The organism is Kitasatospora sp. NPDC088264, from assembly GCF_040685715.1.
Taxonomy (GTDB): domain Bacteria; phylum Actinomycetota; class Actinomycetes; order Streptomycetales; family Streptomycetaceae; genus Kitasatospora.
Genome location: NZ_JBFBIR010000110.1, coordinates 1 through 15,335 on the forward strand (window position 1 = coordinate 1; position 15,335 = coordinate 15,335).

The 15,335-nt window shown below is 73.7% G+C and carries 9 protein-coding genes and 2 pseudogenes; 2 read left to right on the top strand and 9 right to left on the bottom strand.

What is annotated here, in order from left to right:
- Nucleotides 1–186, top strand: a pseudogene (locus AB0O82_RS37815) (ATP-binding protein); the annotation flags it as partial.
- Between the two features lie 85 nt (nucleotides 187–271).
- Here AB0O82_RS37815 and cimA read toward each other — a convergent pair.
- The 4 genes and pseudogenes from cimA to AB0O82_RS37835 all read right to left on the bottom strand — a co-directional run.
- Nucleotides 272–1,876: a citramalate synthase gene (gene cimA / locus AB0O82_RS37820; RefSeq protein ID WP_363589458.1), complete on the bottom strand. Its 1,605-nt coding sequence runs from the start codon at nucleotides 1,874–1,876 to the stop codon at nucleotides 272–274.
- 378 nt (nucleotides 1,877–2,254) lie between these two features.
- A complete protein-coding gene (locus tag AB0O82_RS37825) occupies nucleotides 2,255–3,367 on the bottom strand; it encodes a branched-chain amino acid aminotransferase (RefSeq protein WP_363589460.1) in 1,113 nt (370 codons plus the stop codon).
- 246 nt (nucleotides 3,368–3,613) lie between these two features.
- Nucleotides 3,614–4,678 (bottom strand): 3-isopropylmalate dehydrogenase, encoded by a 1,065-nt coding sequence (locus AB0O82_RS37830; protein WP_363589462.1) that lies wholly within the window; start codon nucleotides 4,676–4,678, stop codon nucleotides 3,614–3,616.
- Between the two features lie 58 nt (nucleotides 4,679–4,736).
- Nucleotides 4,737–4,874, bottom strand: a pseudogene (locus AB0O82_RS37835) (Uma2 family endonuclease); the annotation flags it as partial.
- Between the two features lie 164 nt (nucleotides 4,875–5,038).
- Here AB0O82_RS37835 and AB0O82_RS37840 point away from each other — a divergent pair.
- Nucleotides 5,039–7,531 carry a YfhO family protein gene (locus AB0O82_RS37840; RefSeq protein WP_363589464.1) on the top strand — a complete coding sequence of 831 codons (2,493 nt, stop codon included), beginning with the start codon at nucleotides 5,039–5,041 and terminating at the stop codon, nucleotides 7,529–7,531.
- 133 nt (nucleotides 7,532–7,664) lie between these two features.
- Here the strand turns inward: AB0O82_RS37840 and AB0O82_RS37845 are convergent, their stop codons facing one another.
- From AB0O82_RS37845 to ilvN, 5 genes are all read right to left on the bottom strand, one after another.
- The gene (locus AB0O82_RS37845) at nucleotides 7,665–11,000 is read right to left on the bottom strand and encodes a S8 family serine peptidase (protein ID WP_363589466.1); all 3,336 of its coding nucleotides are present in this window, start codon (nucleotides 10,998–11,000) and stop codon (nucleotides 7,665–7,667) included.
- A gap of 295 nt (nucleotides 11,001–11,295) precedes the next feature.
- On the bottom strand, nucleotides 11,296–11,457 hold the full coding sequence (locus AB0O82_RS37850; RefSeq protein WP_350887612.1) for a hypothetical protein: 162 nt from the start codon (nucleotides 11,455–11,457) through the stop codon (nucleotides 11,296–11,298).
- A 282-nt stretch (nucleotides 11,458–11,739) separates the two neighbouring features.
- Nucleotides 11,740–13,329 (bottom strand): phosphoglycerate dehydrogenase, encoded by a 1,590-nt coding sequence (serA, locus tag AB0O82_RS37855; RefSeq protein WP_363378782.1) that lies wholly within the window; start codon nucleotides 13,327–13,329, stop codon nucleotides 11,740–11,742.
- Between the two features lie 237 nt (nucleotides 13,330–13,566).
- Nucleotides 13,567–14,565: a ketol-acid reductoisomerase gene (gene ilvC / locus AB0O82_RS37860; RefSeq protein ID WP_063347727.1), complete on the bottom strand. Its 999-nt coding sequence runs from the start codon at nucleotides 14,563–14,565 to the stop codon at nucleotides 13,567–13,569.
- A gap of 115 nt (nucleotides 14,566–14,680) precedes the next feature.
- On the bottom strand, nucleotides 14,681–15,205 hold the full coding sequence (gene ilvN / locus AB0O82_RS37865; RefSeq protein ID WP_030302941.1) for an acetolactate synthase small subunit: 525 nt from the start codon (nucleotides 15,203–15,205) through the stop codon (nucleotides 14,681–14,683).
- Nucleotides 15,206–15,335 lie beyond the last annotated feature (130 nt).

The window sequence follows — 15,335 nt, forward strand, 5'->3', positions numbered from 1 at the left end:
CTCCCCTTCGTCGTCGCCCTCAACGGCTTCGACGGACACCAGCCCCACACCGCCGACGAGGTCCGCGAAGCGCTCCAGCTCAGCGCCGAGACCCCCGTCATCACGCTCGACGCCCGCCGCCGCGACAGCGCCAAGAGCGCCCTCATCACCCTCGTCGAGCACGCCCTCCTCGCCCGACTCCGATGACGGACACGGCCGCGGCCCACGGACCTTCGTTCGGAGGTCCGTGGGCCACGGCCGCAGCGGGTCGCCCGGCGGGCTGCCCGGTGAGCTACTCGGTGGGCTCCAGGCCGGCCCGGATCAGCCCGTAGGTGTAGGCGTCCTCCAGCGCCAGCCAGGAGGCGGCCACCACGTTGTCGGCCACCCCGACGGTCGACCAGGTGGACGTGCCGTCGGTGGACTCGATCAGCACCCGGGTCTTGGAGCCGGTGCCGTGCTGGCCCTCCAGGATGCGGACCTTGTAGTCCACCAGCTCGAACCGGGCCAGCGGCGGGTAGATCCCCTCCAGCGCGGTGCGCAGCGCCTGGTCCAGCGCGTTCACCGGGCCGTTGCCCTCGCCGGTGGCGATCCGGCGCTCCCCCTTCGCCCACAGCTTCACCGTCGCCTCGTTGCCGGTGAACCCGTTCGGGCCCTGCTCGCTGATGGTCCGCCAGGACTCCAGGGTGTAGAAGCGGTCCCGGCCGCCGCGCACCTCGTCGCGCAGCAGCAGCTCGAAGGAGGCGTCGGCGGACTCGTAGGTGTAGCCGAGGTTCTCCTGCTCCTTCACCTTGGCCACCACCCGGCCGGCCAGGTCCCGGTCGGTGGACAGGTCGTAGCCGAGCTCCTTGCCCTTGAGCTCGACCGAGGCGCGGCCCGCCATGTCGGAGACCAGCATCCGCATGGTGTTGCCGACCCGCTCCGGGTCGATGTGCTGGTACAGGTCCGGGTCGACCTTGATCGCGGAGGCGTGCAGGCCCGCCTTGTGCGCGAAGGCCGAGTAGCCGACGTACGGCTGGTGGGTGGAGGGGGTCAGGTTGACCACCTCGGCGATCGCGTGCGACAGCCTGGTCATCTCGGCGAGCCGGCCCTCGGGGAGCACCCGCCGGTCGTACTTGATCTCCAGCGCGCCGACCACCGGGAACAGGTTGGCGTTGCCGACCCGCTCGCCGTAGCCGTTGGCGGTGCACTGGACGTGGGTGGCGCCGGCGTCCACCGCGGCCAGCGTGTTGGCCACCGCACAGCCGGTGTCGTCCTGGGCGTGGATGCCCAACCGGGCGCCGGTGACGGCGAGGACGTCGGCGACGGTCTCCCGCACGCCGGCCGGCAGCATCCCGCCGTTGGTGTCGCACAGCACCACCACGTCCGCCCCTGCCTGGTGCGCGGTGCGGACCACGGCCAGCGCGTACTCGCGGTTCGCCCGGTAGCCGTCGAAGAAGTGCTCGCAGTCGATGAACACCCGCCGCCCCTGCGCGCGCAGGAACTCGACGCTGTCCCGGACCATCTCCAGGTTCTCGTCCAGGGTGGTGCGCAGCGCCAGCTCCACGTGCCGGTCGTGCGCCTTGGCGACGAGGGTGACGACCGGGGCGCCCGAGGCGACCAGCGCGGCCAGCTGCGGGTCCTCCGCGGCCTTGCCGCCGGCCCGGCGGGTGGCGCCGAAGGCGACCAGCCGGGCGTGCCGGAGGTCCAGTTCGGCGGCGGCCCGGGCGAAGAACTCGGTGTCGCGCGGGTTGGCCCCCGGCCAGCCGCCCTCGATGAAGCCCACCCCGAACTCGTCCAGGTACCGCGCGATGGCCAGCTTGTCCGCCACCGTCAGGTTGATGCCCTCCCGCTGCGCGCCGTCGCGCAGGGTGGTGTCGAACACGTGGAAACTGTCGTCGGTACGGCTGACCTCGGTCATGACCCCTGGTTCTCCGTTCGGGGAGGTTCGTACTGCTCTGCCGGATTGCGAGTCCCGGCTCCACTGTCCAGCATCCCGCGCGCGGCTCCGGTGTCCCCGAGCCCCTTGTGGGGGCTCCCGGCCGGTCCGGAGGCTGTGTTGATCGGGGCGATGCCCGAAAAACGAAAAAACCCCTCGCGGGTGCGAGAGGTCTGCGCGCGGGTCTGGACGCTGGTGGTCGCTCCGCATCGGGTCCTGCGGGAGCGGTCACTGCGGACCGGCGCGCCTGCTGTTAATAATCAGCGACAGCGAGGACACGTTCGCAGTCTGGCACACGTCCCGGCATCCGGCCCGCCCGTCTCGCGATGCGAAACGGGCCAGGCCGGAGCGGGTGCCGCCTCAGACGATCTTGTGCAGCCAGCCGTGGGTGTCGGGGGTCTGGCCGCCCTGGATGGCCAGCAGGGCCCGGCGCAGCTCCATCGTGGTCGGGCCGGGCTCGCCGGTGCCGACCGTCCAGTCGGCGGCGGCCGACTTGACCGAGCCGACCGGGGTGATGACGGCGGCGGTGCCGCAGGCGAACACCTCGGTGAGGGTGCCGTCCGCGTTGGCCTGCTGCCACTCGTCGGTGGAGATCCTCCGCTCCTCGACGGCGTAGCCGAGGTCGGTGGCGAGCTGGAGCAGCGAGTCGCGGGTGATGCCGGGCAGCAGGGCGCCGGACAGCTCGGGGGTGACGATCTTCGCGTCCTTGCCCTCGCCGAAGACGAAGTACAGGTTCATGCCGCCCATCTCCTCGATCCACCGGTGCTCGGCGGCGTCGAGCCAGACGACCTGGTCGCAGCCCTTCTCGGCGGCTTGGGCCTGGGCGATCAGCGAAGCGGCGTAGTTGCCGGCGCACTTGGCGGCGCCGGTGCCGCCGGGCGCGGCCCGGACGTACTCCTTGGACAGCCACACCGAGACCGGCTTGACGCCGCCCGGGAAGTAGGCGCCGGCCGGCGAGGCGATGATCATGAACAGGTAGGAGTTCGCCGGGCGGACACCCAGACCGACCTCGGTGGCGAACATGAACGGACGCAGGTACAGGCTCTGCTCGGGCTCGTTCGGCACCCACGCCTGGTCCTGCTGGACCAGCAGCTCGACGGCCTCGACGAAGGTCTCCACCGGCAGCTCCGGCATCGCCAGCCGGCGGGCCGAGGCCTGGAAGCGGGCCGCGTTGGCCTCCGGGCGGAAGCTCGCGATGGAGCCGTCGGCCTGGCGGTAGGCCTTGAGGCCCTCGAAGATCGACTGGCCGTAGTGCAGGGTCATGTTCGCCGGGTCGACCTCCAGCGGCGCGTACGGCGCCAGCTGGGCGTCGTGCCAGCCCACGCCCTCGGTCCAGCGGATGGTGACCATGTGGTCGGTGAAGACCCGGCCGAAGCCGGGGTTGGTCAGCCGGGCCTCGCGCTCCGCGGTGGGCAGCGGGTGGGCGGAAGGCTTGAGGTCGAACGTGATGGGCGCCTGGGTGGGCGTGCTCATGGCTGTTTCCTTCACCGTGGGGTAGGTCCGGGCCGCCACCGCCGGGTGCCCGCCGCGGCCAACCAGCACCGGAACGAACGCACAACGGCACGACCCACTGTCGATACTCGCATCCAGAGGGCCGTGCCGAACAGCTGCCCGCTCCTTGGGGAGCTGCAAGCTGCGGTTATGTGGTGCGGCCCGCCGGGCCGCGACCGTTGTCGGCCCCGGCCCGTGGGCCGGAGTCCGTCAAGCGGATCCGGCCCGTCAGCCGGCTACTCGGGTGACCAGCGCGTCGCCGACCTCGGAGGTGCTGCGGGTGCCGGTGCGCTCGGCCAGGTCCGCCGCGACGGCGGCCTCCACCCGGGCGGCCTCGGCGGCGAAGCCCAGGTGCTCCAGCAGCATGGCGACCGACAGCACGGTGGCCGTCGGGTCGGCCTTGCCCTGGCCCGCGATGTCCGGCGCCGAACCGTGCACCGGCTCGAACATCGACGGGAACTCGCCGCCCGGGTTGATGTTGCCGCTCGCGGCCAGGCCGATCCCGCCGGTGACGGCGGCGGCCAGGTCGGTCAGGATGTCGCCGAACAGGTTGTCGGTGACGATGACGTCGAAACGCTCCGGCTGGGTGACGAAGAAGATCGTCGCCGCGTCGACGTGCAGGTAGTCGGTGGTGACCTCCGGGAACTCCCGGCCGACCTCCGCGAAGATCCGCGACCACAGGTGCCCGGCGTGCACCAGCACGTTGTTCTTGTGCACCAGCGTCAGCTTCTTGCGCGGACGCGCCTGGGCCCGGCGGTAGGCGTCGCGCACCACGCGCTCGATGCCGAACGCGGTGTTCAGGCTGACCTCGGTGGCCACCTCCTGCGGCGTCCCGGTGCGCAGCGAGCCGCCGTTGCCGACGTACGGGCCCTCGGTGCCCTCGCGGACCACCACGAAGTCGATGGCTCGTCGTGTCGGAGACGCGCCGTCGGACTCAGTGCCGGCCAGCGGGGACTTCACCCCGGGGAACAGGCGGCCCGGACGCAGGTTGATGTGGTGGTCGAAGGCGAACCGCAGCTTCAGCAGCAGCCCCCGCTCCAGCACGCCCGACGGCACGCTCGGGTCGCCGATGGCGCCCAGCAGGATCGCGTCGTGCGACTTCAGCTCGGCCAGCACGCTGTCCGGCAGGGTCTCCCCGGTCCGGTGGTAGCGCCGGGCGCCGAGGTCGTACTCGGTGGTCTCCAGCTTCACCTCGGCGGGAAGCACGGCACCCAGGACCTTGAGACCTTCGGCCACCACTTCCTGGCCGATGCCGTCACCCGGGACAACTGCGAGACGAATCGTGCGAGACATGCTCGGACCCTACTCCGGTGTCCCAGGGGCTGACACCCGGCGTCCACCATCCGGACGTCCGGGCATGGAACGTCGTCTGACGGGCGGAGAAGACCAGGCCACCGAGGAGCAGCTCGGTGTGGGGCGGGAGATCCCGTAGCCGATCCAGGTCGTCCGCGGTGTAGCCGGTAGCCGGAGGGCGCAGCCACCCCGGCATCGCAAGGTCGGGTTCCCTTCCCACGGGGGCACCATCGCAGGCCGATCCGCCGGGCTGCCACCTCATCACCCCTACGAGGGAGCGCGGGGGGCCTGATCCGCGCGGGGAGCGCGCTTAGGGTGACGGGGTCCGGCAATCCCTCGCGGAAACGGGGTCGAGCAGCAATGGGCGTGCGGCGGCGGGAGGTGCTGGTCTGCGGGAGCGCGGCCGGGCTGGCGGCGGGCGGGTACGCGCTCGCGGTAGGGCTGCGCGGGGCGTGGCCGACGGGGGCGGGCGAGGCCGCCCTGCCGTACCACGCCCACCTGTGGGACCTGATGCACGGGCGGGCCGCCGGGGACCTCCTGTTCAACTGGAACAGCGGCTACGGCGTCCCGTTCCTCGCCGACTTCTTCGCCTACCTGATGAACCCGTTCTCCTGGGCGACCGCCCTCCTCCCCCGCGACCAGGGCCGGTTCGCGCTCCTCCTGGTCACCCTCGCCACCATCGGCCTCGGCACCGCCCTGATGGCCCACCTGCTCGGCCGGCTGCACGCCGGCCCGCACTGGCTGCGGGCGCTCGCCGCCGTCGGGTACGGGCTCTGCGCCTGGGTGCTCGACGTCGGCGGGGCGGCGCCGATGTGGCTCTGGGGCCTGGTCTCGCTGCCGCTGCTCGGCCTGGCCGCCGACTGGTGCCTGCGCGAGCGGCGCTGGGTGGCCGGCTCGCTGTGCGTCACCCTCGCCTGGGCCGGCAACCTGTACACCGCCGCGCTGGCCACCCTGATGGCCGGGCTGCTGCTGGCCGTCCGCCTGTTCGCCACCCCGCGGCCGTTGCGCCACCGGGTCCGGGTCGCCGGGCGGGCCTTCACCATGGCCACCACCGGCGTCCTGCTCGCCTCGCCCGTGCTGTTCGTCGCCGTCCGGGCCGCGCACGGCGCCCAGCCGGAGTCCCCGGTGCAGCCGCTCGGCCCGTCCGGGCTCGGCGGGCACCTCGCGCAGTTGCTGCCCGCCACCCACGGCGGGCGGCCGCTGCCGGACGTCGCGATCGGCCTGCTGGGGCTGCTGCTGGTGTGCGGGCTGCCGTTCAACCGGCGGGTGCGGGTGCGGGAGCGGGCGGTCTGGTGCGGGGCGCTGGTGCTGGTGGTGCTCAGCTTCGTCTGGACCCCGACCGTGGTGGTCTGGCACGGTCTGGCGATCCCGGCCGGCGGGCCGTACCGGGTCGCGTTCGCGCTCAGCGGCCTGCTGGTGCTGGCCGGCTGGGTGTCGCTGGCGCACCGGCCGGACCGGCTCACCCTGCTGGGCGGCGCCGCCGTGGTCGCGGTGATCGCCGCGCTGGCGGCGGGCCGGCACTCGGTCCGCGCCTCCACCTGGACACTGCTGGCCGTCGGCGGGGTCGTCCTGCTCGCCGCGCTCTGGACCCTCGACCGCCGGCACACCGACCGCCGGACCACCGCCCTGGCGACCTGGGTGCTGGCCGGCGCGGTGCTCGGCAACTCCGTCTGGTCCGGGTACGCGGCGCTCGCCGCCGCCCCGGCCGACACCGCCTCCGCCAGCGCCGTCCGGGCCGGGTACGCGGCGGTGCGCGACGGCGCCGCGTGGCCCCGGGGCCGCAGCGACCCCGGCCCGCACGCCTTCACCACCAACGATCCGCTGCTGCTCGACGGCCAGGGCGGCGGCTACTTCAGCGGCTACCTGCCGACCGTCGCCGCCCTGCTGCTGCACGACCTCGGCGCGGGCTGGACGGCGGGCGGGCGGCAGACCGCCAGCGTCACCGATCCGGTCGGGCAGGCCCTGTTCGCCGTCCGCTCCCACCTCGACGACGGGCCGCCCCCGGCCGGCTTCACCCCCGGGCGGGCCGCCGCACCGCCGCTGGTCACCGTGCTGCCGCCCGGCGCCCGGCCGGACACCTCCTCGGTCTGGTCCCGGCAGGAGTCACTGCTCGGCAGCCGGGTGTACGAGGCCCCGCTGCCCGTCCCGGCCGGCGGCCCGGCGCCCACCCTGCACGGCACCAGCGGCTGGTCGCTGCCCGGCGGCGCCGAGGGCACCGTCCTCACCGCGGCCTGCACCCCCGGCGGCACGGCCTACTTCCACGGCGTCTGGTACCGGGGCACGGTCAGCGGTCTCGGCACCACCTACCGCAGCGACGGCGAACAGCCCACCACCGCCGTCGCGATCCACCGGCTAGGGCCGGTCCCCGCCGACGGGACGGTCCGGGTGACCCTGCGCTCCGACACGGTCGGCCAGATCCCGGCCCGCCCGATCGGCTGCCTGCGGCCCGGCGCCCTGGACGACGCCGTCGCCCGTCTCACCGCCACCGGCGCGACCGGCGTGGCGGCCGGCGGGCACAGCCTCGCCGCGACCCTCCCGGCCGGCTCCACCGGCACCGCGCTGCTGTCCGTCCCGGCCGCCGAGGGCTGGACCTGCGCGGCGGGCGGCGGCCGGTACGTCCCGCCGACGCCCGTCCTGGGCATGATCGGCGTCCCGCTCGGCGCCGGCGCCGACCGCATCGCCTGCTCCTTCCGCCCGCCCGGTCTCACCGAGGGCCTCACCGTCAGCTCCGCCACCGCCGCCGCCCTCGCCCTGGTCGCCGTCTTCACCCGCTTCTCCCGCCGCCCGGCCCGCGCACCCCGCCGCACCCGTCGGCTCGCCGCCCGGGCCGCCCAGGCCATTGACCAGGGCTGAGGCGACCAGGCCTGAAGCACCCTGCCGGGCACGGCAGACGGCCGTCGGCACCACGGAGCCCCGTCACCGAGGCGCGGCACAACGCACGGGGGCGGCCCGCCAGGTCGGCGGGCCGCCCCTCGGGCAGGTGCGGTCAGGGGAGGGTGATCACCTGGCTCCGGCGGGCGGCGGGGTTGAGGTGGTGGAGCAGGAGCAGGCGGGAGGTGTCGCCGGGGGTGCGGTGGATGTCGAGGACGGTGCCGGGCCGGACCGGGGTGGCGAGGGCCGCGGGGCCGCCGAGGCCGGCACGGATGTCGACGGCGGGGTGCAGGACGTCGAGGGCCAGGACGGGGCGGGTGCCGCGCAGGCCGATGGCGGAGTAGGACTCGGCCGGGTCGGGTGTGCCGGGGGCGACGGTGCTGGTCCAGACGCCGTAGTGGACGGTGCTGTGGCCTTCCCGGACACCCGGGAGCGTGCTCAGCCGGACGGGGAGGACGAGGGCGTCACCGTCCAGCAGGGCGGTGTCGGTGTCGCCCCAGTGGCCGTTCAGCGGCTGGACGTCGAGCTCGGCGCCGGTTCGGGCGTCGAGGGCGCGGGAGACCAGGACGTCGCTGCCGCGCAGCCGGTCGGCTTCGAGGATGACGTCGGTGGTGCCGTCGCCGTCGGTGTCCAGGGAGACCCGGACGCCGTAGAGCCCGACCGGGGTGGCGGCCGGGGCCCAGAGCTGGGCGCCCACGTAGAGCAGGTCGGAGCTGGTGGCGGCACCGACGACCCGCAGGTTGGCGGCCCGGTCGCCGGGCTGCTGGACGCAGACGTCCTGCGGGGGGTCGGCCGGCTCGGCTCCGTCGTCGGGCCGGATGCCGGCCCCGGGCCCGACGGCGGCTTCGCTGTCGGGCGGGCAGTCGGCCCAGCGGGTGCCTTCGCCGCCGAGGGTGAGGGCGGTGACGAGTCCGGGCCGGTTGCCGGGGGCGGCGCTGCCGCCGAGCATCAGGACGGTGCCGTCCCGGGTGGTGCGGGCGGCGGCGGTGGCGGTGAGGTCGGTGGCCGGGCGCGGGGCGGCGAGGACGGGGACGCGCAGCTGGGGCAGGGCCGGGTCGGTGACGGGGGTGAGCAGGACGCGGCCGGAGAGTTCGGCGCGGTAGCTGCGGGCCTTGCCGTCCTGCACGGTGTCGATGGTGGGGTCGGGGGCCCGGCCCAGTTCCCCGGGGACGGCGAGGGTGACGTGCACCCGCGCGGTGCCGCCGGCCGGGACGTCGACCTGGTCCGGCGTCACCTCGAAGGTGGCGCCGGGCAGTTCGGTGGCGGCCGCGTAGCCGGTGCGGTAGCTCAGCGGCCGGTCCGCGTGGTTGCGCACCTCGATGTCGCGGCCGAGGGCGGTCGGCCCGGCGATCTCGACCGGCCCGTAGGAGACGCCGACGCTGCCTTCGGCAGCTCCGTCGCCGGCCGCGTAGGCGACGACGGGGGTGTGGACGGCCCGGTCGACCTGGGCGCGGCCGGCGCCGGTGCGCTCGGGGCCGTAGACCGGTCCGCCGTGGTCGTCGCCGAGCCAGGTGTCGACGGCGGTGTTCATGAGCGCGGCCTTGAGCTGTTCGACCGGCCAGTCGCGGTGGGCGGCGCGGACGAGGGCGGCGAGGCCGGTGATGTGCGGGGTGGCCATCGAGGTGCCGTCCTCGCGCTGGCCACCGCTGCCGCTGCCGACGAGGGCGGACCAGATGGTCTCGCCGGGGGCGGCGAGGTCGGGTTTGACGATGCCGGGGACGCCGATGCCGCGGGAGGAGAAGTCGGTGAGGGTGTCGGTGCGGGCGGGCTGGTTCTGGGAGACGGAACCGTGCAGCGGGTTGCCGGGGGCGGCGAGGCGGACCTCGACCGGCCCGGCCGCGGCGGCCTGCCGGAGCCGTTCGCCGTCGGCGTGGGCGAGCAGGGCGGCCGGGATGCGGTCGTTGCCGGAGATCTCGGCGAGGTGGTCGGTGTCGGCGGCGTAGAGGGCGCCGATCGCACCGGCGTCGGCGGCGTGGTCGGCGCGGGGGCCGGAGTTGCAGGCCCGTTCGGAGTCGCGGGTGCGCCAGGTGAGGACGGCGATCTTCCCGGCGAGCCGCTGCCGGTCGGCTTCGCTGTAGGCGGCGCAGCCGTCGGACTGGTCGGCGGGCAGGGCGAGTTGGCCGCTGACGTCGGCGCTGGACCAGCCCTGGTAGCGCTCGCTCCAGTGGGCCGGGACGACACCGGCCAGGTCGGCGGGGGCGAGCACGGTGAGGCCGTCGGTGTCGCTGTGCTGGTCGACGGAGGCGGCGACGGTGACGGCCCGGGCGGCGGTGCCGGGGCTGCCGCCGATGCCGTAGACGTCGCCGTCGTTGCCGGCGGCGGCGACCACGACGGTGCCGAGGGCGGCGAGCCGGTCGACGGCGAGGGCGTCGGTGTCGTCGGGGCTGCCGAAGCGGCTGCCGAGGGAGAGGTTGACGACGTCGAGGCGGTCCCCGAGGTCGCCGTCGCCGTTGGGGTCGGCGGCGAGGTCGAGGGCCTGGGCGAGCCGGTCGGTGGAGCCGTCGCAGCCGAAGACCCGGATCGCGTACAACTGGGCGCCGGGGGCGGCGCCGGGGCCGACCTTGAACCCGGCGGGGTCGAGTCCGGGCCGGTAGGGGCCGGTGTACGGGTGGCCGTCGGCGGTGACGCCGTAGCCGGCGGCGGTGCCGGCGACGTGGGTGCCGTGCCCGTTGCGGTCGCAGTCGATCGGATTGTCACTGGGGTGCGGGACGGGCTGGTGGTGCGGGGAGGACGGGTCGGGGTCGTAGTCGTCGCCGACCAGGTCCTTGCCGCCGATCACCTTGGCGTTGGGGAACAGGTCGGGCGGGGCGGGCTTGCCGCGTTCGACGGAGCGGAAGGCGGCCTCGGTGCCGGGGCCACCGAAGTCGGCGTGGGTGTAGTCGATGCCGCTGTCGATGATCCCGATCCGCACCCCCTGGCCGGTGTTGCCGTCGCCGGTGGCACCGGCCCAGACCTGCGGGGCGCCGATCAGCGGAACGGAGTAGGCGTTGTCCCGCTGCTTGCGGACGATCGGGTGGACGGCCCGGACGCCGGGCAGCGCGCGCAGGGCGGGCAGCCGGTCGGCGGGCGCGTTGACGGCGAGGCCGGTGATCAGGGTGCGGGTGCGGTAGAGCTCGCCGGCGGTGGGCACCGCCCGGTGGACGGCCGCGGCGAGCCGGTCGAGGGCTTCGCCGGCCCTGGCCCGCTGGGCGGCGCCGGCGTCCGAGGCCTCCCGGCGGGCGGCCTCCGGGGAACGCTGGGCCCGCCGGGCCCCGTCGGCGGCGCGCCGCCAGGCGGGCCCGGCCGGCTCGGTGCCGAGTTCGAGCAGGACGGAGGCCGTTCTGCCGGCCCTCGACGGCTCCGTCGGGGGCCCGCCGGAGGCCGGGGTGGCGGCGAGCGCCGCGCTCCCGGCCAGCAGGGCCAGGGTGAGTCCGATCCGGGTGATGGGTCGGCGGACGGATGGCAGACGCACTGGGCCCTCTTCCCCCGGCAGGGGGACTGATCCGCACACCGTGTCGCTGACGCCCGCCCGCGCGAACGTCGATCACCCTTCCGGGGGCCCCAAATTAGGATGATCGCGCCGACGAGCGCGAGCAACTTCCCTCGGACGGACGCCGGTTGCACTCGACCGGGTGACCTGACGGCAGCCCGAGCGGCCTATTCGGCGGATGAACGGCCGGGCCGGCGGCGGGCCGGCGAAGCCGCGGGGGCGCCGCCCGACAACACCTGACGGACAGACCGCCGACGACGCCCGCCGGCGGTTCCCGTCAGAGGTGCCCGGTCGAGCCGCCGTTGTCGCGGCGGTCCAGCGCCCGCTGCAGGGCGGCGGCGGCGAAGGGGTTCCGTTCGGCGGCCCGGCGACGGCGCGGGGCGCGGACGGGGGTGGCGGCGGGGGTGGGGGTGGCGTGGCGGTCGGCAGTGAGGGGCATACCGGGCTCCTTGGAAGCGGCGCCCCGAAGAGGGCGCGGGAGGGGGAGGGGTACGCGCGGGGGCAGGGATCGCCTGCCCGTGAAGGCGCACGCGGACACGGGCCGAACGCCCTGTCTACAGGGTCGGCACGCCGTATCGCCCTTCCACGGTACGACCGGGCCCGGGCCGTGTCTGCACGAATACTTGGATTTCCTAGTATCTGAGACGGGAGCCACCCGGGGGAACGCAGCGGGGCCCGGACCGCCGGCGAACGGCGGTCCGGGCCCCGGGGGGCGTCGGGCTCAGGCGCCCAGGTCGACCGAGCGGGCGAAGCGGGCGCCGATCTCGGCGGCGATCGCCGACAGCACGTCCTGCGGGATCTGGCTGTCCACGGTGATGGAGGCGAGCGCGCCGCCGCCGTCGCGGGCGACCTGCATGCCGGCGATGTTGATGCCGGCGTCGCCGAGGTGGCGGCCGAGCACGCCGACCACGCCGGGGCGGTCCTCGTACTTGAAGAAGGCCATGTGGTCGGTGAGCGCGACGTCCACGTCGAAGGCGTCCACGCCGACGATCTTCTGGGTCTGCTTCGGGCCGGCCAGGGTGCCGGAGATGGCGATCTCCTCGCCGTTCGCGAGCGTGCCGCGGACGGTGATCACGTTGCGGTGCTCGGCGCTCTCGCTGGAGGTGGTCAGGCGGACCTCGACGCCGCGCTCCTGGGCGAACAGCGGGGCGTTGACGTAGGACACCGTCTCCGCCACCACGTCCTCGAACACGCCCTTCAGCGCGGACAGTTCGAGCACCTTCACGTCGTGCTGGGTGATCTCGCCGCGGACCTCGACGTCGAGCCGGACGGCGACCTCGCCGGCCAGCGCGGTGAAGATCCGGCCGAGCTTCTCGGCCAGCGGCAGGCCCGGGCGCACGTCCTCGGCGATCACGCCGCCCTGGACGTTGACGGCGTCCGGCACCAGTTCGCCGGCCAGCGCCAGGCGCACCGACTTGGCGACGGCGATGCCGGCCTTCTCCTGCGCCTCGTCGGTGGAGGCGCCCAGGTGCGGGGTGGCGACCACGTTGTCGAAGCCGAACAGCGGGGAGTCGGTGCACGGCTCCTTGGCGTACACGTCCAGGCCGGCGCCGGCCACCCGGCCGTCGCGCAGGGCGTTGGCGAGCGCCTCCTCGTCCACGATGCCGCCGCGGGCGGCGTTGACGATGCGCACGGTCGGCTTGACCTTGTGCAGCGCCTCGTCGCCGATCAGGCCGATGGTCTCGGGGGTCTTGGGGAGGTGGACGGTGATGAAGTCCGAGACCTCCAGCAGCTCCTCCAGGGTGACCAGCTTGACGCCCATCTGGGCGGCGCGGGCGGCCTGGATGTAGGGGTCGTACGCGACGATCTTCATGCCGAACGCGGACATCCGCTGGGCGACCAGGACGCCGATCCGGCCGAGGCCGACGACGCCGAGGGTCTTCTCGCTCAGCTCGACGCCGGTGTACTTGTTGCGCTTCCACTCGCCCTGCTTGAGCGCGGCGTTGGCCGGCGCGATGTTGCGGGCGACGGAGATCAGCAGGCCGCAGGCGAGTTCGGCGGCGGTGACGATGTTGGAGGTCGGCGCGTTCACGACCATCACGCCGGCCTTGGTGGCGGCGGCGACGTCCACGTTGTCCAGGCCGACCCCGGCCCGGGCGACCACCTTGAGCTTGCGGGCGACGGCCAGCGCCTCCGCGTCGACCTTGGTGGCGGAGCGGATCAGGATCGCGTCGACGTCGGCGATCGCGCCGAGCAGCTCGGTGCGGTCGGCGCCGTTGCAGTGGCGGATCTCGAAGTCGGGGCCGAGGGCGTCGACGGTGGCGGGCGACAGCTCTTCGGCGATCAGGACGACGGCGGTTTTGGATGTCACAGTGCTCACGACAGTGTGTCCTTAACTCTGCGGTTCTCCCCGGCACGTGGGTGGCGTGGACGGCGGGGGGAAGGTGGCATGCCGCGTAGGTAGACGCACGACGCTGTGGGCCTGACGCGCACTCGGAGTGTATCGACGGGCTGGGTACCAGGCTGCTCCCGTCCGGCGAAATCACCCGGACGAGAGCAGCCTACTTGTACAAGGAAGTTACAAAATCGGGCAGAGCCCGAGGCCGGTTCAGGCCTTGTCGTCGACCCAGCTCATCAGCGAGCGCAGCTTCTTGCCGGTGGTCTCCAGCAGGTGGTCCTCGTCGGCCTTCTTGTACTCGTTGTACTTGGGCAGACCGGCCTTGTACTCGGCGATCCAGGTGTTGGCGAAGGTGCCGTCCTGGATCTCGGCGAGGACCTTCCGCATCTCGGCCTTGGTGGCGTCGGTGATGATCCGCGGGCCGGTGACGTAGTCGCCCCACTCGGCGGTCTCGGAGACCGACCAGCGCATCTTCTCCAGGCCGCCCTCGTACATCAGGTCGACGATGAGCTTCAGCTCGTGCAGGCACTCGAAGTAGGCGATCTCCGGCTGGTAACCGGCCTCGACCAGGGTCTCGAAACCGGCCTTCACCAGGGCGGCGGTGCCACCGCAGAGGACGGCCTGCTCACCGAACAGGTCGGTCTCGGTCTCCTCGGTGAAGGTGGTCTTGATGACGCCGGCCTTGGTGGCGCCCAGGCCCTTGGCGTAGGACAGCGCCAGGTCGAAGGCCTTGCCGGAGGCGTCCTGCTCGACGGCGACGATCGCGGGGACGCCGCGGCCCTCCTCGTACTGGCGGCGGACCAGGTGGCCCGGGCCCTTCGGGGCGACCATGCAGACGTCGACGTCCGCCGGGGGCTTGATGAAGCCGAAGCGGATGTTCAGGCCGTGGCCGAAGAACAGGGCGTCGCCGGCCTTCAGGTGCGGGGCGATGTCGGCCTCGTAGACGTCGGCCTGGATCGGGTCCGGCACCAGGATCATGATGACGTCGGCCTCGGCCGCGGCCTCGGCCGGGGTGACGACGCGCAGGCCGGCCTCCTCCGCCTTGGCACGGGACTTGGACTCCGGCTTCAGGCCGACCCGGACGTCGGCGCCGGAGTCGCGCAGGGACAGCGCGTGGGCGTGGCCCTGGCTGCCGTAGCCGATGACCGCGACCTTGCGGCCCTGGATGATGGACAGGTCGGCGTCGTCTTCGTAGAACAGCTCGGCCACGGGGGCACATCTCCTTGCGTGATGGTTGCCGGGTACGCGCTCTCTACGGTAGGCGTACCGGCGGGGGTGTGGGGCGGTGCTTCAGGGTGTGAGACGGTCGGCGTCTCGGGGGTGCTCAGGCGCTGCGGTCGAGGGCGCGCAACGAGCGGTCCGTGATCGAACGGGCGCCGCGCCCGATGGCGACCAGGCCGGACTGGACCAACTCCTTGATGCCGTAAGGCTCCAGCATCCGGAGCATGGCCTCCAGCTTGTCCGAGCTTCCGGTGGCCTCGATGGTCACCGCGTCCGGGGACACGTCGACGGTCTTGGCACGGAACAGCTGGACGATCTCGACGATCTGCGACCGGGTCTCGTTGTCGGCGCGGACCTTCACCAGGACCAGTTCCCGCTGGATCGCAGCGGATTGGTCGAGTTCGACGATCTTTATCACGTTCACGAGCTTGTTGAGCTGCTTGGTGACCTGTTCCAGCGGGAGGTCCTCGACGTTGACCACGATGGTCATCCGGGACACGTCCGGATGCTCGGTCGGGCCGACGGCGAGGGAGTCGATGTTGAAGCCCCGACGGGAGAACAGGGCGGCGATGCGGGCGAGCACGCCGGGCTTGTTCTCGACCAGGACGGAGAGGGTGTGCTTGGACATGGGGTTCCTCAGGCGCTCTGGAGTTGAAGGGGGGCGTTAGTCGAGGTCGTCGCCGAAGTCGGGGCGGATGCCCTTGGCGAACTGGATCTCGTCGTTGCTGGTGCCGGCCGCGACCATCGGCCAGACCATG